Raw genomic sequence first — 25,950 nt, 5'->3', positions numbered from 1 at the left:
GCAGCTGGATGAATATTGAACATCGTTGCTCATCGAGGATAGCTACCTGCTTTCAGAGAAAAAAATATGAATGGAACAGATAATAACGCCAGAACTCAAGTTTCGCTCTTACCACCTGAGCAAGTTCGTATGGAAACACCAAGGGGTACCTATGCGGGCAGGAGTATCAGGGTACCTGACGAGAAAATGGAGGATCAACCTTCATTGCGGAAATTACCCTCATTAGCATTTTCCAGGATTTTTCGTTATCTGCAGCTCCGGGATATCCGCAGTTTAGAACAGGTATGTAACTTCCTTCACAAGGTTGTCAAAGAAGATAATGCTCTGGCAAAAGCCTGGTATCGTCGGTTTTCTTCGTCACACCAGTACCAACTGAAGATGTCTATGACTGCAAAAAACAAGAATCAACTTTATGATTGGTTTGAGTCGTTTACCAGTGATCAGGCACTGGTGAAATCACTGGCAGACCGCAACCCGGAGGAAGTTTATGTACCGGCTCTGTTTTTTTTCACCAAGAGTAAACTGATGTCTGAATGTAAAACGTTTAAATTAGTTACAGCATCAAAGATTAAGAAAAATGAACAGGTAACTTCAGCCAGCCTCAGTGTTGATGGCCGCCATATGATCACCACCTGTATTAATGACTCAGCAAAAATCTTCGTCAATAAGCCTGACGGATCATGGCAACCAGAGGCCATCTTTCCTCATGCCAAAGCGGTCACTTCTGCCAGCTTCAGCCCCTCTGGTGACCATGTGGTGACTGCCAGTAAAGATGGCACGGCTATAATTTACGGCCTTAAGGCCGACAGGTCCTGGGAACCAGTGGGCCGCATTTCCCATACCAAAAAAGTCCAATCAGCCACCTTCAGCACCGATGGCCGCCGTGTGGTGACCGCCAGTTCCGATATGTCGGCGAAAATCTATGGCCTCAAGGACGATGGGTCCTGGGAAAGTGAAGCCACTATACTCACGAACAGTCCGATCATATTTGCTACTTTCAGCCCCGATGGCTACCACCTAATAACCGCGTGTTTAGTTGACACGGCGAAAATCCATACTCAGCAGACCGATGGATCATGGCGAGAAAAAGCTACCATTCCCCATTTTGATATGGTCATCTCAGCCGCCTTCAGTCCCGATGGCCGCCATGTGGTGACCGCCAGTATGGATAAAACGGCAAAAATCAATGGCCAAAAGGCCGATGGGTCATGGGAACCAGAAGACACCATTCACCATATTAGCCGTGTGCTCACAGCCAACTTCAGCCCCGATAGCCGCTATGTGGTAACTGCCAGTTTGGAAGGCACGGTAAAAATCCATAGCCAGAGAGCCGATGGATCATGGCAGCCAGAAGCCAACATTGTCCATGAACAGGGAGTCTTCTCAGGCATTTTCAGCCCTGATGGCCGGAATGTAGTGACCGCAGGCAATGACGGAACAGCGAAAATCATTGGCAAAAAGGACGATGGGACATGGTTAGAAAAAGCCTGCATTTCCCACAAGGATGGCTGCTGGATCAACTCAGCCAGCTTCAGCACCGATGGCCAATATGTGGTAAGCGTCGCCAGCAACCGCTCGGTCAAAATCACTGAACTGCGGAAGAATCATTCATTGTTTAGCGTCACTGAGTGACGCCATTCTGCCTGCGTTGAAAGATAGAAATTATTAACCATTGTCCGGAATCAGAGTCCTGTTTTTGTTAGTTGAACTAAACAACATGTCATGAACTTTCCCTCTAAATCCGATTCTAACTACCTGAATCAATATTGGACGTCTTTGCCAATCAGGGATAAGTATTCACTTTCAGGGAAATAAAACATGCATGGAATAGATAATAAATCGAGCACCGATGGTTCACACTCACCACCACCCGGGCAAGTTCGTTTGGAAACACCAAAGGTTATCTGCGCGGGCAGGAGCGTCATTGAACCCGACAAGGAAATCGAGAATAAACCTTCATTGCAGGTTTTATCTTCATTATCACTTTCCATGATTTTTTCCCATTTGAAGTTTCGGGATGTTAGCAGCTTAACAAAAGTATGTACCCGCTTTCGCGACCTTATCAACGAAGATAACGCTCTGGCAAAAGCCTGGTATCGACAGTTTTCTTCACCACACCAGTATCAACTCAGGAAAACCATCAATACAAAAAATGGGAATCAACTCCGTGCCTGGTTGCAGTCATTTACTAATGATGAGGCGGTACTGACGTCGTTCAAAGATTGCAAACCTGAGAGTGTTTATTTACCTGCACGGTTATATTTCACCAAGACCAGGCTGATGTCCGAGTGTAAAACCTTTAAATTGGTTAATAAAGCCACCATCAAGGAAGACAGGGCTATCAGAACAGCTCTCCTCAGTGTTGACGGCCGCCATATGGTAACCGTCGCTGAAGACCCAAGAGAAAGAACGCCGCAAATCTACGTTTATAAGACTGACGGATCATGGGAAAATATAACCACCATTCCCCATGAGGACTGGGTCAACTCAGTTATTTTTAGCCTCGATGGTGACCGTGTGTTGACCGCCTGTAGCGATGGCACAGTGAAAATCTATGACAAGGAGGCTGATGGGTCATGGAAACATAAAGCGACCCTTGCAAATAATCGTCATTCATTAAGCTTCATTGCCGATGAGCGCCATGTCTTGACTACCAGCAGGGACGGAACGACGATGATCCATGGCCTGAAAGACGATGGATCATGGGAATTACCAACCACCCTTTCCCATAATGCACGTATCGAATCAGCCGCCCTCAGCGCCGATGGCTGCCATCTGGTCACAGCGGGTTTTGATTACACAGCAAAAATACACAGTCAGAAGACCGATGGATCATGGGAAGTGAAAGGTATCATTCCCCATAAAAGTCTCGTCTACACGGGCAACTTCAGCCCGGACAGTCACTATATCGTGACCGCCAGCCGTGATTTCACAGCGAAAATCTATGGCAGGCAGGCCGATGGGTCATGGCTGCCAGAAATCACCATTGAACACGATTGTGCTGTCAAGTCAGCCAACTTCAGTCCCGATGGCCATTACGTGCTCACTGCCAGTAACGACTGCACGGTGAAAATCTATTACCTGAACGCTGATGAAAAATGGATAAAAAAAGCCACCTTTAACCATGACGATGGGGTCAATTCAGCCAGCTTCAGCCCTGATAGTCGCCATCTGGTCACTGCCAGCTGGGACGGAACGGCGAAAATCATCGGCCAGAACGACGATGGATCATGGTCAGAAAAAGCCAGAATTTACCACAAAGGCAACGTCTTATATGCTACCTTCAGCGCCGATGGCAGCCATGTGATTACTGCCGGCAGGGACTGTGAGGTGCAAATCACTGAACTACGGATGAATGATTCATTACCTGCTGTCATTGTCTGACATCTTTCTGCGCAGGCGAAAAGACAGAAACTTTGTTAGTTGCACTTAACACAATGTTTTGAACTTATCATTCCGAAACAGTTTCTAACCTGAATGATTAACTTTCGAACGTCTCTATTGGACGAAGATAATTCCAAATTTTTCAGGAGTCAGACATGCACGGAATAGATAATAATCCCTTCGTTGAAGGTCAGGTCTCACCACCAAAGCTAGCTCGACTGGCAACACCAGCGAATGACAGCGCGGGCAGGAGCGTCACTGTTGCTGGTGAGGAAAAAAAGCAAAGACCATCACTACTGTCTTTATTCTCACCTTCCATGATTTTTCGCTGTTTGCAGCTTAGAGATATTGACAATACAACACTGACACGCGAGCGCCTTGGAACGGCTTTCAAAGAACAGAATGCTCTGGCAAAAGCCTGGTATAGCCAGTTTTCTTCAGCACACCAGCAGCAACTGAATACGGCCATCAATGCAAAAGACAGGAATCAAATTCGTGATTGGTTGAAGCCCTTTATGGAAGATAAGGCGTTAGCCGAGTCAATGGCAAATCTCTCGCTGGAGAGCGATTATTCGCCTGCGCTGTTATATTTCACCAGAACCCGGCTAATGTCTCAATGTGAAACATTTAATCTGAATACAGAAGCCACTATTCACGAAAATAGTTTGATCAACTCAGCCGCCCTCAGCGTCGATGGCCGTCATCTTGTGACTGCCAATGATAACCATGAGGCAACTATCTATGACCATAAGAGTGTTGGATCATGGGTAAAAAAAACCAGCATTCCCCATAACTGCAGGGTCAAACCACCCATGTTCAGCCCTGATGGTCTGCATTTGCTAACAATCAGCAGCGATTGCACGGCGAAAATATATAGCCTGGGGTCCGATGAATCATGGGCATTATCAACCACCCTCACCCTGCGCAATGATGGTATTGTCCAATCAGCCGCTTTCAGCAGCGATGGCTGCCATGTGATAACCGTCTTTCGGGATCACACAGCGAAAATCCATAGCCGGATGGACGATGGATCATGGGCAGTAACAGCCAGCCTTTCCCGGGATCCTATCGAATCATGTAAATTCATGAGGGCCGATGACGCCAATGAGATATCTGCCACCTTCAGCACCGATGGCAACCATTTGGTAATCACCTGGGGGAATCACACAGCGAACATCCATAGCCGGAAGACCGATGGATCCTGGGACTTAGAAGGTATCATTTCCCATAAAAAAACGATCAATTCAGTCAGCTTCAGCCCCGATGACCGCTATGTAGTGACTGCCAGCAGAGACAAAGAGGCGAAAATCTTTACCAGGGATAGCAATGGATTATGGGTACAAATAGCCACCATTGACCACGAGGATTCTGTCAACTCAGCTGCCTTCAGCCCCGATAGCCGCCATATAGTGACTGCCAGTCATGATGGTACAGTGAAAATTTACTACCTGGACGCTAATGAATCATGGCAAATAAAAGCCGTGATTGAACATTCTGACGCTGTGTGTTCTGCCACCTTCAGCCTTGATGGCCAACTTATAGCGACGGCTTGCGATAACGGTATAGTAAAAATTATTGCTCAGGCGATCGATGGGTCATGGTCAGAAAGAGCCAGCATCAGCGATTATGACAGGATTACGACAGCCAACTTTAGCGCCGATAATCGCTATGTGGTAACCGCCAGTTGGGATGGAACAGTGCAAATCAATGAACTTCAGAGAAATAATTGAATGCTGTTCACTGAGAGACGCCATTCGGCAATTAACCAGCTCAATGGTAATTGTTAATCAAGGATAAATACTCAGTCTCTGGGAACAAACCATGAATGGGATAGGTAATAACTCCAGCATTGAAGGCTTTTATTCACCACCTGTGCAAGCTCAATCAAGAACAGATGGGGCTACCCGTGCGGGCAGAACCATCAGTCTGACTGACACAGAAAACAATGAAAAACCTTCACTGCAGCATTTAACCTTATTATCTCTTTCCAGGGTTTTTCGTTATTTGAAGCTTAGGGATATTCGCAGTTTACAACAGGTATGTATTTACCTTCGCGATCTTGTCGAACAGGATAACGCTCTGGCAAAAGCCTGGTATCGCCGGTTTCCTTCACCCCATCAGCATCAACTGAGCATGACCATCAGCAGAAAAAATGACTATCAGCTCCGTGATTGGTTGCAGTCGTTTTCGAATGACAAAGAGTTAGTCAATTCACTGGTGGGGCGACGGGAAAGTGTTTATTTTCCTGCTCTCTTGTATTTCACCAGGGCCAAGCTGATGTCTCATGATGAAAGGATTAAACTGGTAACAAATTCCATCATCGAGGAAGAGAGAACTATCAACTCAGCCGCCCTCAGTGCCGATGGCCGCCATCTGGCTACCGCCAGTGATATGGCGAGAATCTACGCCAGGGAGGCCAATGGATCATGGACACAAAAAGTCCTCATTTCACACAACCATGACCTCAACTCAATCAGTTTCAGCCTCGATGGTCAACATCTGGTGACTGCCTGTTATGATGGTACGGCAAAAATATATGGTCTGGGGTGCGATAAATCATGGACACAAAAAGCCATCATTACCCATGAGTATTCGGTGCAATCAGCCACCTTCAGTGCCGATAGCCGCCACGTGTTGACCGCCAGTTGGGACAAGACAGCGAAAATCCATTGCCAGAAGGACGATGGATCATGGCAATTAACAGCCACCTTTTGCCATGATGATTTTGTCCAATCAGCTACCTTCAGCAGCGATGGCCGCCATGTGGTCACCGCCAGTTGGGATAAAACAGCGAAAATCCATTCCCGGAAGGACAATGAACCATGGAAATTAGAAGCCATCATTCACCATAATGACATAGTCAATTCAGCCAGCTTCAGTCTCGATAACCGCTATGTGGTCACTGCCAGCAGGGATCACACCGCGAAAATCTGCGGTAAGAACGACAAAGGTTTATGGGAAGTAAAGGCCATCATTGACCACAAGGATCATGTCAAGATAGCCAACTTCAGCCCGGATAGCCGTCATGTAGTCACTGCCAGCAAAGATCACACAGTGAAAATTTACGGCAGAAAAGCCGATGGTTCATGGGAAAGAAAAGCCATCTTTTATCATAGGGCCTGGGTCATATCAGCCATCTTCAGCCCTGATGGCCGCCATATTGTGACTGCCAGCGGTGACTCATCGGCCAAAATCATTGCTCAGAAGGCCGATGGCTCATGGTCAGAAATAGCCAGCATTGCCCATTTTAACTGGATATCATCAGCGACTTTTAACGACGATGGCCATCGTGTGATCACCGCCGGTTGGGATGCCAGCGTGAGAATCACTGAACTGCTTTGGTATCATTCGTTGTCTGCTGTCACCAAAAGACACCCTCCTGCATGCACCGAAAGAAACTTTGTCAGTTGCACTTAACAAGCTGTTATGAACTTTCGTTCCGAAAATGTCTCCAACTAAATAAATGATTTTTAACCGTTCTTGTTAATCAAGGATAAATATCAACCTTGTGGGAAACAGTCATGCATGGAATAAATAATAATCCCGGTATTAAACCTCGACTAAAGCGAGCCCGAGATCGATTGTTAGCACCAGTGGGCAGGAATGCGGGTAGGTCCGTCTCTGTAGCCGATAAGAAAATAAGACAACAATCTTCATTGCTGGCTTTATCCTCAGATACACTATCCAGGATTTTTTGCCATTTAACACTTCGGGATATTCGCAGTTTACAAAAGGTATGTGTCCGCCTTCGCGACCTTATCAAAACAGATAACACTCTGGCAAAAGCCTGGTTTAGCCAGTTTTCATCACCACACCAGAAGCAACTGAGGATGACCATTAATGCAAAAGACAAGGATCAACTCCGTGCCTGGCTTGAGTCGTTTTCTAATGATCAGGCGTTACTCAATTCGCTCACAGATTGTCGGCCAGAAAGTGTTGATTTAACTGATCTGTTATTTTTCACCAGGGCAGAGCTGATGTCTAAATGTGAAAGCTATGAACTGGTCACTAAAGCCATCTTTGATAAAACTTATCATGCCAACTCTGCCATCGACACTCCTGATCACCTGCCGATAGAATTCCTCGCTAAAGTGTATTCAGCCGCCCTCAGTGCTGATGGCCGCTATCTGGTTACCGCCAATGGAGACTATAGGGTAAAAGTCTACGCCCGCAATGCGGATGGGATATGGGAAATAAACACCACTATTCCCCATGAAAACCGGGTCGAGTCAGTCATTTTCAGCCCCGATAGTCAACATTTACTCACCATCTGTTTGAATTACAAGGCGAAGATATGTGCCCTGGGGTCCGATGGATCATGGGAACCAAAAACCACCATTCACCATAATGAACGCATCAAATCAGCCGCCTTCAGCACCAATAGTCAACATGTGGTGACCGCCAGTTGGGATTGCACAGCGAAAATCTATAGCCTGAAGGATGATGAATCATGGCAATATACAGCCATCCTTCCCCACGGGTCTGGTGTCTATTCAGCCAATTTCAGCACTGATGACTGTCTCTTGGTAACGGGCTGTCATGATAAAACGGTGAAAATTCATAGCCTGGGGGCTGATGGATTTTCATGGCAAGAAAAAGACTCCATTCCCCATAAAGGTATTGTCATATCAGCCAGGTTCAGCCCCAATGGCCGCTATCTGGTCACCGCCAGTAGGGATTGCAAGGCAAGAATCTTTATCAAGAAGGCCGACGGATCATGGAAAAAAATTACCACCATTAAACACACCAGAGTCGTCAACACAGCCACTTTCAGCCCCGATGGCCGCCATCTAGCCACTGCCAGCAACGATGGCACGGTGAAAATCTACGCTCGAAAAGCCAATGGCCTTTGGGAAGAGAAAGCCACCTTTTCCCATAAGAATTGGGCCTTATCAGCGACCTTCAGCCCTGACGGTCGCCATCTGGTGACTGCCAGCAGAGACAAAACAGTGAAAATCATCGCTCAGCAGGATGACGGGTCATGGTTAGAAAAAGCCACCATTACCCATGATGGCAAGATCTCATCGGCCGCCTTTAGCACCGATTGCAGCCAGGTGATCACAGCCAGTGAGGATGGCACAGTGATAATCACTGAACTACGAAAGAATCGTTCATTGCCTGTTGTCACTGAGTAACACCCTCTTGCATGTGTCGAAAGAAATTTTGTTAGTTGCACTTAACAACCTGTTATGAACTTTCATTCTGAAAATTTCTCCAACTGACGTAAGTACCTAACCAGGTACTTATTAATTTTTTAAACGTTCTTGTTGATCGGAGATAAATAGCACTTGCAGGAACCAGAGATGCAAAGAATAAATAACAATCCCGGTATTAAAGCACCACTAACGCAAGATCAATCGCTGGCACTAACGGGTAACCATGGGTACAGGTCCATCACTGTAACTGATAAGAAAAAAAAAACAGTTTCATTGCAGGATTTAGCCTCAGATACACTGTCCCTGATTTTTCGCCATTTAAAACTTCGGGATATTCGCAGTTTACAAAAGGTATGTACCCGCCTTCGCGACGTCATTAAAGAAGATAAGGCTCTGGTAAAAGCCTGGTATCGCCAGTTTTCTTTACCACACCAGCAACAACTAAGGATGAGCATCAGGACAAAAAACAAGCATCAACTCCGTGCGTGGCTCAGGTCGTTTTCGAATGACAGGGCATTAGTCAAGTCACTCACAAATCGCCGGCCGAAGAGTGTTTATTCAGCCGGTCTGTTATTTTTCACCAGGGCTAAGCTGATGTCTGAATGTGAAACGTTTAAATTATTGACTAAAGCCACCATTGATAAAACGTATAAAGCCAACTCAGCCAGCAGCACTGAGGAATGCAACCGTTTAGCAGGCCTCAATCAAGTCAACTCAATCGACCTCAGTGCCGATGGCCAGTATCTGGTCACCGCCAATGGCGACAAAACGGCGAAAATATACGCCCAAAAGCCCGGTGGAACATGGGAAAAAAAAACCACCCTTGCCCATGACGCATGGGTCGAGTTAGCCCTTTTCAGCCCCGATAGTCACCATTTAGTCACCGTCAGTTTGAATGGAAAGGCGAGGATATATGATCTGGGGTGCGATCAATCATGGCAACCAAACACCATCATTCGCCATGATGGTCTCATCAATTCAGCCAGCTTCAGCAGCGATTGCCGTCATCTGGTGACCGCCGGTTCGGATAACACAACGAAAATCCATAGCCGGAAGGACGATGGATCATGGCAGTTAACAGCCACCCTTCCCCATAACTCTTCAGTCCGTTCAGCCACTTTCAGCACCGATGGCAGCCATTTGGTAACCGCCTGTAACGATAAGACGACGAAGATCTATAGCCAGAGGGCTGATCGACCCTGGGAGGAAAAAGATGCCATTCCCCATGATCGTGCCGTCCTGTCAGCCAGCTTCAGTAGCGATGGTTGCTATGTGGTCAGCGCCAGTATGGATTACAAGGCGAAAATCTATGAGAAGAAAACCGATGGATCATGGCAGGAAAATACCATTATTCAACACACGCAAACTGTCAACTCGGCCAGCTTCAGTCCCGATGGCCGCCATCTGGTGACTGCCAGCAACGACGGCACAGTGAAAATATATGGCCGAAAAACCGATGGTTTTTGGGAAGAAAAAGCCACCTTTTCCCATAAGAATTCGGTCTTATCAGCCACCTTCAGCCCTGATGGCCGCCATCTGGTGACTGCCAGTCATGACAAAACGGCGAAAATCATTGGTCAGCAGGATGATGGTTCCTGGTCAGAAAAAGCCACCATTGCCCATGACGACTGGGTCTTATCGGCCACCTTTAGCGCCGATGGCAGCCATGTGGTCACCGCCAGTTGGAATGGCATAGTGAAAATCACTGAACTGCGCAGGAATAATTTATTGTCTGCTGTCACTGAGTGACACTATCTCAATCACACTATCTCAATCACACTATCCTGCATGCACCGAAAGTCATTTTGTTAGTTGCACTTACCAACCTGTTCTGAACTTTCATTCTGAAACTGTGTCTGACTGACTAGATAATTTTTAAACACCCCTGTTAATTAAGGATAAATAACAACTTTGCAGGAACAGTCATGCATGTAATAAATAATGATTCCGTTATTAAACCACCAATAACGCAAACCCAAACTCTATCGCTAACACCAACCGGTAATAGTGCGGGCAGGTCTGTTGCTGTAACTGACAAGGAAAAAAAATCTTCATTTCAGGATTTAGCCTCAGATACGCTGTCCCTGATTTTTCGCCATTTGAAACTTCGGGATATTCGCAGTTTACAAAAGGTATGTACCCGCCTTCGCGACGTTATCAAAGAAGATAACACACTGGCAAAAGCCTGGTTTCGACAGTTTTCTTCAGCACACCAGAATCAACTGAGGATGTCCATCAACACAAAAGACAAGAATCAACTCCGGGCCTGGTTTGAATTATTTTCTAATGATCAGGCGTTACTCAAGTCTCTCACAGATCGCCAGCCCACAAGTGTTTATTCACCTGCTCTATTATTTTTCACCAGAGCAGAGCTGATGTCTCAATGTGAAACCTTTGAACCAGTCACTAAAGCCACCATTGACAAAACGTATAAAGCAAACTCAGCCACCAGCGATGAAGAACGCGACGATATACCACACAAGAATAAAATCTACTCAGCCTGCCTCAGTGCTGATGGCCGCTATCTGGTCACCGGCAATGGAGACTGTACAGCAAAAATCTACGGCCACAAGCCTGATGGAACATGGGAAATAAAAACCATCATTCCTCATGGTGGAGGGGTCGGATCAGTAACTTTCAGCCCCAATACTCAACATCTGGTTACTGCCGGCGGGAGTGGCAAGGCGAAGATATATGATCTGAGGTGCGATGAATCATGGGAACCAAACACCACCATTCGCCATTATGCTTCCGTCAGATCAGCCACCTTCAGCACCGATAGCCGACAGCTGGTGACCGCCAGTTGCGATAAAACAGTGAAAATCCATAGCCAGAAAGATGATGGATCATGGCAGTTAACGGCCACCCTTCCCCATAACGATGCAGTCTTTTCAGCCAGTTTCAGCACCGATGGCAGTCATCTGGTCACTGCCTGCTGGGATCACTCGGCGAGAATCTACAGCCAGAAGAACGGATCATGGAAAGTAAAAAAAGCCATTCCCCATAGAGAGGCTGTCCTGTCAGCCACCTTCAGCGCCGATGGTAACTATGTGGTCACCGCCAGTCAGGATGGCAAGGCGAAAATCTATACCAAGAAGGAAGATGGATCATGGGAAGAAAATTTCATCATTGAACACAGGGAAACTGTCCACTCGGCCACCTTCAGCCCCGATAGCCGCCATTTAGTGACTGCCAGCGACGATGGCACAGTGAGAATTTACGACAGAACAGCCAGTGGCACCTGGGAAAGAGAAACCACCTTTCGCCCTGGTAAGATAAGGTATGGGTTTCCACGCCAGAGCGTGGGAACCAAAGGTTTTGCGACACTCTGTCAGTTTCTGGGCTTATCAGCCACCTTCAGCCCTGATGGCCGACATATGGTGTTTTATCACAAAACGGCGATCATCGTTGGTCAGCGGGATGATGGGTCATGGTCAGAAAAAGCCTCCATTACCCATGATGAAAGGATCATATCGGCCACCTTCAGCGCCGAGGGTAGCCTGGTGATCACAGCCAGTCTGGATGGCATAGTGAAAATCACTGAACTTCGGAGGAATCATATATTGTTTGATGTCACTGAGTGGCACCATCCTGAATGTACCGAAAGAAATTTTGTTAGTTTCACTGACCAACCTGTTATGAACTTTCATTCTGAAATTGTCTCTGACTACTAAATAATTTTGAACCCTCCTTGTTGATCAAAGATAAATAACAACTTTGCAGGAACCCGTCATGCATGGAATAAATAATGATTCCGTTAATGAACCACCACTACCGCAAATCGAAGCTCTATCGCTAACACCAACGGGTAATAGTGCGGGCAGGTCTATTACTGTCCCTGACAAGGAAAAAAAATCTTCATTTCAGGATTTAAGCTCAGATACGCTGTCTCTGATTTTTCGCCATTTGAAACTTCGGGATATTCGTTGTTTACAAAAGGTATGTACTCGCTTTCGCGACCTGATCAAAGAAGATAACGCTCTGGCAAAAGCCTGGTTTCGCCAGTTTTCTTCAGCACACCAGAATCAACTGAGGATGTCCATCACCGGAAAAGATAATAATCAACTCCGAGCCTGGTTTGAGTCGTTTACGAATGATCAGGCGTTACTCAAGTCTCTCACAGATCGTCAGCCGACGAGCGTCTATTCACCTGCTCTATTATTTTTCACCAGGGCTGAGCTGATGTCTCAATGTAAAACCTTTGAATTAGTCTCTAAAGCCACCATTAGTCTAAAGTGTAAAGTCTACTCAGCAGACCTCAGTGCCGATGGCCGCTATCTGGTCACCGCCAATGGCGACCATACGGCAAAAATCTACCGCCAAAAGGCTGATGGAACCTGGGGAAAAATAACCTCCATTACCCATAACAGATTGGTCAAATCAGCGATTTTTAGCCCCGATAGTCACCATCTACTGACTGCCGGTGCTGATTACACAGTAAAGATAGTTAATCGGGAGTACGATGAATCATGGCAACCAAACACTACCATTTCCCATGATGCAGGCATCCAGTCAGCCAGCTTCAGCACCGACAGTCGACATGTCTTGACCGCCTGTTATGATGGCACAACGCAAATCCATAGCCGGAACGACGATGATAGATCATGGCAGTTAACAGCCACTCTTCCCCTTCCCGATTACATACCTGTCTATTCAGCCTTTTTCAGCACCGATGCCCGCCATGTTGTGACCGCCTGCGACGATAAAATGGCAAAAATCCTTAGCCAGAGAGACGATAGATTATGGGAAGTAGAAGGTGTCATTACTCATAATGCTCCTGTCATGTCAGCCACCTTCAGTGTCGATGGTTGCTATTTGGTTACAGCCAGTGCTGATGGCAATGCGAAAATCTGTGAGAAGAAAGCCGATGGATCATGGGAAGAAAATAGCATCATTCAACACAGGAAAACTGTCAACTCGGCCGTTTTCAGCCCCGATAGCCGTCATGTAGTGACCGCCAGTAAAGATCGTACAGTGAAAATTTACGACAGAAAAGCCGATGGCTTTTGGGAAGAAAAAGCCACCTTTTCCCATAAGCATTCGGTCGAATCAGCCTACTTCAGCCCTGATGGCCGCCACCTTGTGACAACGCCCTCGTATTGTAAAACGGCAAAAATCATTGGTCAGCAGGATGATGGTTCATGGTCAGAAAAAGCCAACATTGTCCATGACGACACTATCTCATCGGCCACCTTTAGCGCCGATGGCAGCCAGGTGATCACAACCAGCCTGGATGGCGTAGTAAAAATCACTGAATTACGGAGGAATCATTTATTGTCTGCTGTTGCTGAGTAACAACTTCCTACATGCGCCGAAAGAAATTTTGTTAGTTTCACTGACCAACCTGTTATGAACTTTCATTCTGAAATTGTCTCTGACTGACTAAATAATTTTGAACCGTCCTTGTTGATCAAAGATAAATAACAACTTTGCTGGAACCCGTCATGCATGGAATAAATAATGATTCCGTTAATGAACCACCACTACCGCAAGTCGAAGCTCTATCGCTAACACCAACGGGTAACCATGCGGGCAGGTCCATTACTGTAACTGATGAGGAAAAGAAACCTTCATTGCAGCATTTAGCCTCAGAGACACTGCCCCTGATTTTTCGCCATTTGAAACTTCGGGATATTCGCAGTTTACAAAAGGTATGTACCCGCTTTCGCGACCTGATCAAAGAAGATAACGCTCTGGCAAAAGCCTGGTTTCGCCAGTTTTCTTCAGCACACCAGAATCAACTGAGGATGTCCATCAACAGAAAAGACAAGAATCAACTCCGAGCCTGGTTTGAGTCGTTTTCCAATGATCAGGTATTACTCGAGTCACTCACAGATCGCCAGACGACGAGTGTTTATTCAGCTAGCCTGTTATTTTTCAACAGGGTTGAGATGATGTGTCAATGTAAAACATTTGAATTGGTCACTCAATCCACCATTGACAAAACTTATAAACCCAACTCAGCCACCAGCGAAGTTGATCGCCTCCGTATGGTACACCTCAGCGGAGTCGACTCAGCCGCTCTCAGTGCTGATGGCCGCTATCTGCTCACCGCCAATAAAGACTGTTCGGCAAAAATCTACGGCTGCAAGGCTGATGGAACATGGGAAATAAAAATCATCATTCGCCACTACGGACACACCAGATCAGCGATTTTCAGCCCCGATAGTCGCCATGCTGTTATCACCAGTGATGCCAAGGCAATGATATATGATCTGGGATGCAATGAATCATGGGAACAAAACACCACCATTTTCCATGATCGTAAGATCAAATCAGCCACCTTCAGCACCGATAGTCGACATGTCTTGATCACCAGTTTGGCTAACACAGCGAAAATCCATAGCCAGAAAGATGATGGATCATGGCAGTTAACAGCCACCCTTCCCCGTCACAATGCCTTCCTTTCAGCCATTTTCAGCATTGATGGCTGTCATTTGGTAACTGCCTGTCAGGATAAGACGGTGATAATCTATAGCCAGAAGGGCGATGGATCCTGGGAACAAAAAGATATCATTTCCCATGATAGTGTTGTCGAGTTAGCGACCTTCAGCGCCGATGGTTGCTATGTGATCATTGCCAGTACCGATTGCAAGGCGAAAATCTATGGCAAGAAGTACGATGGATCATGGGTAGAAAATACCGTCATTCAACACGGTGATTATCTCAACTCGGCCACCTTCAGCCCCGATGGCCGCCACGTAGTGACTGCCAGCGACGATCGCACAGTTAAAATTTATGGCAGAAAAGCCAATGACGTCTGGGAAGAAAAAGCCACCTTTTCCTATAGCGGGTTTGTCTTATCAGCCACCTTCAGCCCCGATGGCTGCCATGTGGTGACTACTATCTTCTCCAGTAAAACGGCGAAAATCATTGGTCAACAGGATGATGGCACATGGTCAGAAAAAGCCAACATTGTCCATGATGACTGGGTCACATCGGCCACCTTTAGCGCCGATGGCAGCCAGGTGATCACATCCGGTTTCGATGGCACAGTGAAAATCACTGAACTTCGGAGGAATCATTTATTGTCTGCTGTCGCTGAGTAACACCTTCATGCATGTGCCGAAAGGCATTTTGTTAGTTGCACTTACCAACCTGTTCTGAACTTTCATTCTGTAATTGTCTCTGACTGACTAAACAATTTTTAAACGCCCCTGTTGATCAAGGATAAATAACAACTTTGCAGGAAGCAGTCATGCATGGAATAAATGATTCCGTTATTGAACCACCAATAACGCAAACTAAGGCTCTATCGCTAACACCAACGCGTAAACATGCGCGCAGGTCCATCACTGTTCCTGACAAGAAAAAAACATCTTCATTTCAGGATTTAACCTCAGATACACTGTCCCTGATTTTTCGCCATTTGAAACTTCGGGATATTCGCAGTTTGCAAAAGGTATGTACCCGCCTTCGCGACCTGATCAAACAAGATAATGCACTGGCAAAAGCCTGGTATCGCCAGTTTTCTTCAGCACACCAGAATCAACTGAGGATGACCATCAACAGAAAAGACAAGAATCAACTCCGAGCCTGGTTTGAGTCGTTTTCCAATGATCAGGCGTTACTCAGGTCACTTACAAATCTCCGGCCCACAAGTGTTTATTCACCGGCTCTATTATTTTTCACCAGGGCTGAGCTGATGTCTCAATGTAAAACCTTTGAATTAGTCACTAAAGCCATCATTGACATAAAGTGTGAAGTTTACTCAGCCGAGCTCAGTGCTGATGACCGATACCTGGTCACCACCGACGGAGACTGTACGGCAAAAATCTACGGCCACAAACCTGATGGAACATGGGAAATAAAAACGACCATTCCTCATGATAAAGGGGTCGAATCAGCGAATTTCAGCCCCGATAGTAACCATGTAGTAACCATCAGTGATGATGGCACGGCGAAGATATATAGTCTGAGATGCAATGAATCATGGGAAGCAAACATCACCATTCGCCATGATCTTGAGATCAATTCAGCCAGCTTCAGCACCGATAGTTGTCATGTCGTGACCGCCAGTTGCGATAAGACAGCGCAAATCCATAGCCGGAAGGATGATCGATCATGGGTGTCAACAGCTATCCTTCCCCATAAAAAATCTGTCTATTCAGCCATTTTCAGCACCGATGGCCGCCATATGATAACCGCCTGCTGGGATAAAACGGTGAAAATCCATAGCCAGAAGGACAATGGATTATGGGAAGAAGAAGGTACCATCGCCAATTATACAAATGCCCAGTCAGCCACGCTCAGTCCCGATAGTCGCTATGTGGTCACCGCAAATATCGATGGCACAGCGAGAATCTATAGCAAGAAGGCCGATGGCTCATGGGAAGAAAATTTCTTCATTGAACACAGCAAAACTGTCAACTCGGCCACCTTCAGCCCCGATAGCCGTTATGTAGTGACTGCCAGCAAAGATAACACAGTGAGAATTTACGGTAGAAAAGCCGATGGCTCTTGGGAAAAAAAAGCCACCTTTTCCCATAAAGATTGGGTCTTATCAGCCACCTTCAGCCCCGATGGCCGCCATCTGGTGACTGCCAGCTATGACAAAACGGCGAAGATCATTGGTCAGCAGGATGATGGGTCATGGTCAGAAAAAGCCAATATTGTTCATGATGAACCTATCTCATCGGCCTCCTTCAGCGCCGATGGCAGCCAGGTGATCACATCCGGTTTCGATGGCATAGTGAAAATCACTGAACTACGGAGGAATCATTTATTGTCTGCTGTCGCTGAGTAACACCTTCATGCATGTGCCGAAAGGCATTTTGTTAGTTGCACTTACCAACCTGTTCTGAACTTTCATTCTGTAATTGTCTCTGACTGACTAAACAATTTTTAAACGCCCCTGTTGATCAAGGATAAATAACAACTTTGCAGGAACCAGTCATGCATCAAATAAATAACGATTCCGTTATTAAACCACCAATAACGCAAACTCAAACTCTATCGCTAACGGGTAACCATGCTGGCAGGTCCATCACTGTAACTGACAAGGAAAAGAAATCTTCATTTCAGGATTTAACCTCAGATACACTGTCCCTGATTTTTCGTCATTTGAAACTTCGGGATATTCGCAGTTTACAAAAGGTATGTACCCGCCTTCGCGACGTTATCAAAGAAGATAACACACTGGCAAAAGCCTGGTTTCGACAGTTTTCTTCAGCACACCAGAATCAACTGAAGATGGCCATCAACAGAAAAGACAAGAATCAACTCCGGGCCTGGTTTGAATTATTTTCTAATGATCAGGCGTTACTCAAGTCTCTCACAGATCGCCAGCTGACGAGTGTCTATTCACCTGCTCTATTATTTTTCACCAGAGCAGAGCTGATGTCTCAATGTAAAACCTTTGAATTAGTCACTAAAGCCACCATTGACAAAACGTATAAAGCGAACTCAGCCACCAGCGATGAGGATCGCGACGATATACTACGCAAGAATAAAATCAACTCAGCCTGCCTCAGCGCTGATGGCCGCTATCTGGTCACCGCCAATGGAGACCATACGGCAAAAATCTACGGCCACAAGCCTGATGGAACATGGGAATTAAAAACCATCATTCCCCATGATGGAGTGGTCGGATCAGCGACTTTCAGTCCCGATATGCAACATCTGGTGACTGCCGGCGGGAATGGCAAGGTGAAGATAGTTGATCTGAGGTGCGATGAATCATGGGAACCAATCACCACCATTCGCCATTATAGTGCCGTCAGATCAGCCACCTTCAGCACCGATAGCCGACAGCTGGTGACCGCCAGTAACGATAAAACAGTAAAAATCCATAGCCGGAAGGACGATGATGGATCATGGCAGTTAACGGCCACCCTTCGCCATAAGGATTTAGTCTTTTCAGCCAGTTTCAGCACCGATGGCAGCCATCTGGTCACAGCCTGCTGGAACAAAACGGCGAGAATCTACAGCCAGGAGGACGAATCATGGGAAGTAAAAAAAACCATTCCCCATAGAGATCCTGTCCTGTCAGCCACCTTCAGCGCCGATGGTAACTACGTGGTCACCGCCAGCATGGATGGCAAGGTGAAAATCTATACCAGGGAGGCCGATGGATCATGGGAAGAAAATTACATCATTATACACAAGGAAACTGTCAACTCGGCCACCTTCAGCCCCGATAGCCGCCATTTAGTGACTGCCAGCGACGATGGCACAGTGAAAATTTACGACAGAACCGCCAGTGGCTCATGGGAAAAAGAAACCACCTTTCGCCTTAAGGAGAGTGTCGAAAAATTCCAACAACTCGTTCCCACGCAGAGGGTGAGAATACATTACTTCCCTGAAAACCAGACTCTACAGCCTGTGATATTGTATGGGTTACCACGCTGGAGCCCGGGAACCAGAGGTTTTGATACACCCTCTGAGTGTCCGGGCTTATCAGCCACCTTCAGCCCTGATGGCCGACATATGGTGATTTATCACAAAACGGCGTTCATCATTGGTCAGCAGGATAATGGGTCATGGTCAGAAAAAGCCACCATTACCCATGATGAAAGGATCTCATCGGCCACCTTTAGCGCCGATGGCAGCCAGGTGATCACAGCCAGTGTGGATGGCATAGTGAAAATCACTGAACTACGGAGGAATCATTTATTGTCTGCTGTCACTGAGTGACACCTTCCTGCCTGTGCCGAAAGAAATTTTGTTAGTTTCACTGACCAACCGGTTATGAACTTTCATTCTGAAATTGTCTCTGACTGACTAAATAATTTTTAACCGTCCTTGTTGATGAAAAATAAATAACAACTTTGCAGGAACCCGTCATGCATGGAATAAAAAATGATTCCGGTACTGAACCACCACTAGCGCAAGTTCAAGCTCTATCGTTAACACCAACGGGCAATAGTGCGGGCAGGTCTGTTACTGTAACTGATGAGGAAAAGAAATCTTCATTTCAGGATTTAACCTCAGATACGCTGTCCCGGATTTTTCGTCATTTGAAACTTCGGGATATTCGCAGTTTACAAAAGGTATGTACCCGCCTTCGTGACCTAATCAAGGAAGATAACGCTCTGGCAAAAGCCTGGTTTCGACAGTTTTCTTCAGCACACCAGAATCAACTGAAGATGGCCATCACCGGAAAAGATAATAATCAACTCCGAGCCTGGTTTGAGTCGTTTTCCAATGATCAGGCGTTTCTCGAGTCACTCTCAGATCGCCAGCCCACGAGTGTTTTTTCACCTGCTCTATTATTTTTCACCAGGGCTGAGCTGATGTCTCAATGTGAAACCTTTGAATTAGTCACAAAAGCCACGATTGACAAAATTTGTAAAGTCGACTCAGCCACCGGCATTGACGACACCAACTATTTAAGAAAACTCAATAAAGTCCAATCTGCCACTCTCAGTGCCGATGGCCGCTACCTGATCACCACCAATGGAGACAATTCGGCAATAATCTACCGCCAAAAGGCTGATGGAATATGGGAAAGAACAACCGGCATACCCCATGGCAGTTCGGTCAGATCAGGGATTTTCAGCCCCGATAGTCACCATCTGGTAACCGTCTCGAATCACAGGGCGAAGATATGTGGCCTGGGGTGTAATGAGTTATGGAAACTAAACATCAACATTCTCCATGATCATCAGATCAGTTCAGCCACCTTCAGCACCGATAGTCGTCATGTCGTGACTGCCAGTTATGATAAAACAGTGAAAATTCATAGTCAGAAGGATGATGGATCATGGGAGTTAACAGTTACCTTTTCCCATAATTATTCTGTCTATTCAGCCACTTTCAGCAGCGATGGCCGCCATGTGGTAACCGCCTGCGGGGATAAAACGGCAAGAATCTATAGCCAGAGAGACGATAGATTATGGGAAGAAAAAGTGGTTTTTCCCCATGAACGTGTTGTCATGTCAGCCGACTTCAGCCCCGCTGGTAACTCTGTGGTCACAGCCAGCCTCGATGGCACAGTGAACATCTATAAGAAGAAGTCCGATGGATCATGGCAAAAAAATACCATCAGTCAACACAGAAAAGGTGTCAACTCAGCCACCTTCAGCCCTGATGGCCGTCATGTCGTAACTGCCATCTTCGATGGCACAGTGAAAATCTACGGCAGAAAAGCCAAAGGCTTATGGGAAGAAAAAGCCTCCTTTGCCAATAATTTTTTGGCCATGTCAGCCACCTTCAGCCCTGATGGCCGCCACCTGGTGACAACTACCTTGCATTGTAAAGCGGCGACAATCATTGGTCAGCAGGATGATGGTACCTGGTTAGAAAAAGCCAACATTGTCCATGATGCCGCTATCTCATCGGCCACCTTTAGCGCCGATGGCAGCCAGGTGATCACATCCAGTGAGGATGGCATAGTGAAAATCACTGAACTACGCAGGAACCCGTCATGCATGGAATAGATAATAATGCTGTTACTGAACCACCACTAAAGCAAGTTCAAACTCTATCTCTCACACCAACGGGTAACCATGCGGGCTGGTCCATTACTGAATCTGACAAGGAAAAAAAATCTTCATTTCAGGATTTAACCTCAGATACGCTGTCCCGGATTTTTCGTCATTTGAAACTTCGGGATATTCGCAGTTTACAAAAGGTATGTACCCGCCTTCGTGACCTAATCAAAGAAGATAACGCTCTGGCAAAAGCCTGGTTTCGACAGTTTTCTTCAGCACACCAGAATCAACTGAAGATGGCCATCACCGGAAAAGATAATAATCAACTCCGAGCCTGGTTTGAGTCGTTTTCCAATGATCAGGCGTTTCTCGAGTCACTCTCAGATCGCCAGCCCACGAGTGTTTTTTCACCTGCTCTATTATTTTTCACCAGGGCTGAGCTGATGTCTCAATGTGAAACCTTTGAATTAGTCACAAAAGCCACGATTGACAAAATTTGTAAGGTCGACTCAGCCACCGGCATTGACGAAACCGACCATTTTAGAAAACTCAATAAAGTCCAATCTGCCGCTCTCAGTGCCGATGGCCGCTACCTGATCACCACCAATGGAGACAATTCGGCAAAAATCTACCGCCAAAAGGCTGATGGAATATGGGAAATAACAACCTCCATACCCCATGGCAGTTCGGTCAGATCAGCGATTTTCAGCCCCGATAGTCACCATCTGGTAACCGTCTCGAATCACAGGGCGAAGATATGTGGCCTGGGATGCAATGAGTTATGGAAACCAAACATCAACATTCTCCATGATCATCAGATCAGTTCAGCCACCTTCAGCACCGATAGTCGTCATGTCGTGACTGCCAGTTATGATAAAACAGTGAAAATTCATAGCCGGAAAGATGATGGATCATGGGAGTTAACAGTTACCTTTTCCCATAATTATTCTGTCTATTCAGCCACTTTCAGCAGCGATGGCCGCCATGTGGTAACCGCCTGCGGGAGTAAAACGGCAAGAATCTATAGCCAGAGAGACGATAGATTATGGGAAAAAAAAGAGGTTTTTCCCCATGAAGGTGCTGTCATGTCAGCCGACTTCAGCCCCGCTGGTAACTCTGTGGTCACAGCCAGCCTCGATGGCACAGTGAACATCTATAGGAAGAAGTCCGATGGATCATGGAAAATAAACACCATCAGTCAACACAGAAATGGTGTCAACTCAGCTACCTTCAGCCCCGATGGCCGTCATGTCGTGACTACCATCTTCGATGGCACAGTGAGAATCTACGGCAGAAAAGCCAAAGGCTTATGGGAAGAAAAAGCCTCCTTTGACAATAATTTTTTGGCCATGTCAGCCACCTTCAGCCCTGATGGCCGCCACCTGGTGACAACTACCTTGCATTGTAAAGCGGCGACAATCATTGGTCAGCAGGATGATGGTACCTGGTTAGAAAAAGCCAACATTGTCCATGATGCCGCTATCTCATCGGCCACCTTTAGCGCCGATGGCAGCCAGGTAATCACATCCAGTGTGGATGGCGTGGTGAAAATCACTGAACTACGCAGGAACCCGTCATGCATGGAATAGATAATAATGCTGTTACTGAACCACCACTAAAGCAAGTTCAAACTCTATCTCTCACACCAACGGGTAACCATGCGGGCTGGTCCATTACTGAATCTGACAAGGAAAAACAATCTTCATTTCAGAATTTAACCTCAAATACGCTGTCCCTGATTTTTCGTCATTTGAAACTTCGGGATATTCGCAGTTTACAAAAGGTATGTACCCGACTTCGAGACCTGATCAAAGAAGATAACACACTGGCAAAAGCCTGGTTTCGACAGTTTTCTTCAGCACACCAGAATCAACTGAAGATGGCCATCACCAGAAAAGACAAGAATCAACTCCGAGCCTGGTTTGAGTCGTTTACGAATGACAGGGCGTTTCTCGAGTCACTCTCAGATCGCCAGCCCACGAGTGTTTATTCACCTGCTCTATTATTTTTCATCAGGGCTGAGCTGATGTCTCAATGTAAAACCTTTGAATTAGTCACAAAAGCCACCATTGACAAAACGAATAAACCCAACCCGGCTGCCGACAGGGGCGACCGCCTCTATATGAGACAACTCAGTAAAGTCTACTCTACCGCCCTCAGTGCTGATGAACACTATCTGGTTACCGTCAATGGAGACTATACGGCAATAATCTACTGCCAAAAGTCTGATGGAACCTGGGAAAAAAAAACCTCCACTCCCCATAACGAATGGGTCAAGTCAGCGATTTTCAGCCCCGATAGTCACCATCTACTTACTGCCAGTGATAATGGCACGGTACAGATATATGTTCGGGAGTGCGATGAATCATGGCAACCAAACACTACCATTTCCCATGGTGGTGGCATCACTTCAGCCAGCTTCAGCACCGACAGTCGACATATCTTGACCGCCAGTTATGATGGCGTAACGAAAATCCACAGCCGAAACGACGATGACAGATCATGGCAGTTAAGAGCCACCCTTCCCCATTACAGACCTGTCTATTCAGCCTTTTTCAGCACCGATGCCCGCCATCTGGTATTGGGCTGTCACGATAAAGTGGCAATAATCCTTAGCCAGAGAGACGATAGATTATGGGAAGGAAAAGGTGTCATTACTCATAATTCTTCTGTCATGTCAGCCACCTTCAGCGCCGATGGTTGCTATTTGGTTACCGCCAGTGATGATTGCAATGCGAAAATCTGTGAGAAGAAAGCCGATGGATCATGGAAAGAAAATACCATCATTGAACACAGGAAAACTGTCCAATCCGCCGTTTTCAGCCCCGATAGCCGTCATGTAGTGACCGCCAGCAAAGATTGCACAGTGAAAATTTACGACAGAAAAGCCGATGGCTTTTGGGAAGAAAAAGCCACCTTTTCCCATGAGGGTTGGGTCACATCAGCCAAGTTCAGCCCTGATGGCCGCCATGTGGTGACTAAAAGCTATGACAAAACGGCGAAAATCATGGGTCAGCAGGACGACGGGTCATGGTCAGAAAAAGCCAACATTGTCCACAGTGACATTATCACATCGGCCACCTTTAGCGCCGATGGCAGCCAGGTGATCACATCCAGCCTGGATGGCGTGGTGAAAATCACTGAACTACGGAGGAATCATTCATTGTCTGCTGTCACTGCGTGACGCTATCTTAATAGAACTATCCTGCACGTGCCGAAAGAACTTTTGTTAATTTCACTGACCAATCTGTTTTGAACTTTCGTTCAGAAATTCTCTCTGATTATTGTTGATGATTTTTAAACGCCTTTGTTGATCAAAGATAAATAACAACTTTACAGGAAGCAGTCATGTATGAAATAAATAATTCCTTTATTGAACCGCCAATAGCGCAAACTCAAGCTCTATCGCTAACACCAATGGGAAAAAGTGCGGTCTGGTCCTTTACTGTATCTGACAAGGAACAAAAATCTTCATTTCAGGATTTAACCTCAGATACACTGTCCCTGATTTTTCGCCATTTGAAAGTTCGGGATATTCGCAGTTTACAACAGGTATGTACCCGCCTTCGCGACGTTATCAAAGAAGACAACGCTCTGGCAAAAGCCTGGTATCGACAGCTTTCTCCAGCACACCTGAATCAGCTGAGGGTGACCCTCACCCGAAAAGACAAGAATCAACTCCGAGCCTGGTTTGAGTCGTTTACCAATGATCAGGCGTTACTCAATTCACTTACAGAACGCCAGCCCACAGGCCTTTATTCGTCTGCTCTACTATTTTTCATCAGGGCTGAGCTGATGTCTCAATGTGAAACCTTTGAATTGGTCACTATCGCCACCATTGACAAAACTTATAAAGCCGACTCCTATGATCTCTCTGCCAATATTTCAGATATGGCATTTCACAATCGAGTCATTTCAGCCGCACTCAGTGCTGACGGCCGCTACCTGGCCACCGCCAATGGCGACAACACAGCAAAAATCTACGAACACAAGGCTGATGGAACATGGGAAATAAAAATCACCATTCCCCATTATGATGAAAGGGTCGAATCAGTGGTTTTCAGCCCCGATAGTCACCATGTACTGACCTCCAGTTCGATGAACACGGCGGAAATATATGATCTGGGCGATGAATCATGGGAACCAAAGATCACCACTCTCGATGATCTTTACGTCAACTCAGCCACCTTCAGCCCCGATAGCCAGCACGTGGTGACCGCCGGTAGCCGCCAGGCGGCGAAAATCCATAGCAAAAAACGCGATGGATCATGGCAGTTAACCACCACCCTTTCCCATGAAAATACTGTCTCATCAGCCTCTTTCAGCAATGATGGCTGCTATCTGGTAACCGCCTGTTGCGATGGAACGGTGAAAATCTTCAGCCGGAAGGACGATGGGTCATGGGAAAAAAAAGATGTTATTCCCATTAATGATGGTGACATGTCACCCACCGCCACCATCAGCCCTGATGGTCGCTATGTGGCCACCGCCGGTGTGGATTATTGCATGGCGAAAATCTTTAGCAAGAAGGCCGATGGATCATGGAAAATAAATACCATCATTGAACATAAGAAAATTGTCAACTCAGCTAACTTCAGCCCCGATGGCCGCCATCTTGTCACTGCCAGCAACGATGGCACAGTGAGAATATACAGCCGAAAAGCCGATGGCTTATGGGAAAAAAGAGCCATTTTTTCCCATAAGGATTTCGTCATATCTGCCACCTTCAGCCCTGATAGCCGCCATGTGGTGACTGCCAGCGAGGACAAAACGGCGAAAGTCATTGGTCAGCAGGATGATGGTACATGGTTAGAAAAAGCCACCATTGTCCATGATGACGAGGTCACATCGGCCACCTTTAGCGACGATGGCAGCCAGGTGATCACATCCGGTTTCGATGGCATAGTGAAAATCAGTGAACTACGGGGGAATCATTTATTGTCTGCTGTCACTGAGTGACACTGTCTCAATAACACTGTCTCAACAGCACTATCCTGCATGTGCCGAAATTCATTTTGTTAGTTTCACTGACCAAC

Annotated in this window: 15 protein-coding genes; all 15 read left to right on the top strand. The window is 46.4% G+C overall.

Annotated elements, in window-relative coordinates; genetic code table 11:
- Positions 1-66: 66 nt before the first annotated feature.
- The 15 genes from ACO6V5_RS06620 to ACO6V5_RS06550 all read left to right on the top strand — a co-directional run bounded on the left by ACO6V5_RS06620 (position 67) and on the right by ACO6V5_RS06550 (position 25,873).
- Positions 67-1,632: an F-box/WD repeat-containing protein gene (locus tag ACO6V5_RS06620; protein ID WP_422133813.1), complete on the top strand. Its 1,566-nt coding sequence runs from the start codon at positions 67-69 to the stop codon at positions 1,630-1,632.
- 186 nt (positions 1,633-1,818) lie between these two features.
- Entirely contained in the window at positions 1,819-3,384 is a 1,566-nt protein-coding gene (locus tag ACO6V5_RS06615; RefSeq protein ID WP_422412816.1) for an F-box/WD repeat-containing protein, read from the top strand.
- 155 nt (positions 3,385-3,539) lie between these two features.
- Positions 3,540-5,114: a WD40 repeat domain-containing protein gene (locus tag ACO6V5_RS06610; protein WP_422412814.1), complete on the top strand. Its 1,575-nt coding sequence runs from the start codon at positions 3,540-3,542 to the stop codon at positions 5,112-5,114.
- A gap of 91 nt (positions 5,115-5,205) precedes the next feature.
- A complete protein-coding gene (locus tag ACO6V5_RS06605; RefSeq protein ID WP_422412812.1) occupies positions 5,206-6,801 on the top strand; it encodes a WD40 repeat domain-containing protein in 1,596 nt (531 codons plus the stop codon).
- A gap of 104 nt (positions 6,802-6,905) precedes the next feature.
- Entirely contained in the window at positions 6,906-8,519 is a 1,614-nt protein-coding gene (locus ACO6V5_RS06600) for an F-box/WD repeat-containing protein (RefSeq protein WP_422412810.1), read from the top strand.
- Positions 8,520-8,687: 168 nt separating this feature from the next.
- Positions 8,688-10,289, top strand: coding sequence for an F-box/WD repeat-containing protein (locus ACO6V5_RS06595; RefSeq protein WP_422133820.1), 1,602 nt, complete (start codon positions 8,688-8,690; stop codon positions 10,287-10,289).
- 176 nt (positions 10,290-10,465) lie between these two features.
- Complete coding sequence (locus ACO6V5_RS06590) at positions 10,466-12,214, top strand: F-box/WD repeat-containing protein (RefSeq protein WP_422412808.1); 1,749 nt, start codon at positions 10,466-10,468, stop codon at positions 12,212-12,214.
- 58 nt (positions 12,215-12,272) lie between these two features.
- On the top strand, positions 12,273-13,835 hold the full coding sequence (locus ACO6V5_RS06585; protein ID WP_422412806.1) for an F-box/WD repeat-containing protein: 1,563 nt from the start codon (positions 12,273-12,275) through the stop codon (positions 13,833-13,835).
- Between the two features lie 149 nt (positions 13,836-13,984).
- Complete coding sequence (locus ACO6V5_RS06580) at positions 13,985-15,589, top strand: F-box/WD repeat-containing protein (RefSeq protein WP_422412804.1); 1,605 nt, start codon at positions 13,985-13,987, stop codon at positions 15,587-15,589.
- Positions 15,590-15,738: 149 nt separating this feature from the next.
- Positions 15,739-17,286, top strand: a complete 1,548-nt coding sequence (locus tag ACO6V5_RS06575) for an F-box/WD repeat-containing protein (protein WP_422412802.1) — start codon at positions 15,739-15,741, stop codon at positions 17,284-17,286.
- A gap of 149 nt (positions 17,287-17,435) precedes the next feature.
- Complete coding sequence (locus tag ACO6V5_RS06570; RefSeq protein WP_422441810.1) at positions 17,436-19,175, top strand: F-box/WD repeat-containing protein; 1,740 nt, start codon at positions 17,436-17,438, stop codon at positions 19,173-19,175.
- A gap of 149 nt (positions 19,176-19,324) precedes the next feature.
- Positions 19,325-20,920 (top strand): F-box/WD repeat-containing protein, encoded by a 1,596-nt coding sequence (locus ACO6V5_RS06565; RefSeq protein ID WP_422413531.1) that lies wholly within the window; start codon positions 19,325-19,327, stop codon positions 20,918-20,920.
- Complete coding sequence (locus ACO6V5_RS06560) at positions 20,908-22,503, top strand: F-box/WD repeat-containing protein (protein WP_422413529.1); 1,596 nt, start codon at positions 20,908-20,910, stop codon at positions 22,501-22,503. The genes ACO6V5_RS06565 and ACO6V5_RS06560 overlap by 13 nt, the downstream gene beginning before the upstream one ends.
- Positions 22,491-24,098: an F-box/WD repeat-containing protein gene (locus ACO6V5_RS06555; protein WP_422413527.1), complete on the top strand. Its 1,608-nt coding sequence runs from the start codon at positions 22,491-22,493 to the stop codon at positions 24,096-24,098. Before ACO6V5_RS06560 ends, ACO6V5_RS06555 begins: the two co-directional genes overlap by 13 nt.
- A 164-nt stretch (positions 24,099-24,262) precedes the next feature.
- Positions 24,263-25,873, top strand: coding sequence for an F-box/WD repeat-containing protein (locus ACO6V5_RS06550; RefSeq protein ID WP_422413525.1), 1,611 nt, complete (start codon positions 24,263-24,265; stop codon positions 25,871-25,873).
- Positions 25,874-25,950: the final 77 nt, after the last annotated feature.

The organism is Endozoicomonas sp. ALD068 (assembly GCF_049310145.1).
Classification (GTDB): domain Bacteria; phylum Pseudomonadota; class Gammaproteobacteria; order Pseudomonadales; family Endozoicomonadaceae; genus Endozoicomonas_A.
The sequence above is the reverse complement of the archived record's forward strand: the minus strand, read 5'-3'. Positions and strand labels throughout refer to the sequence as shown.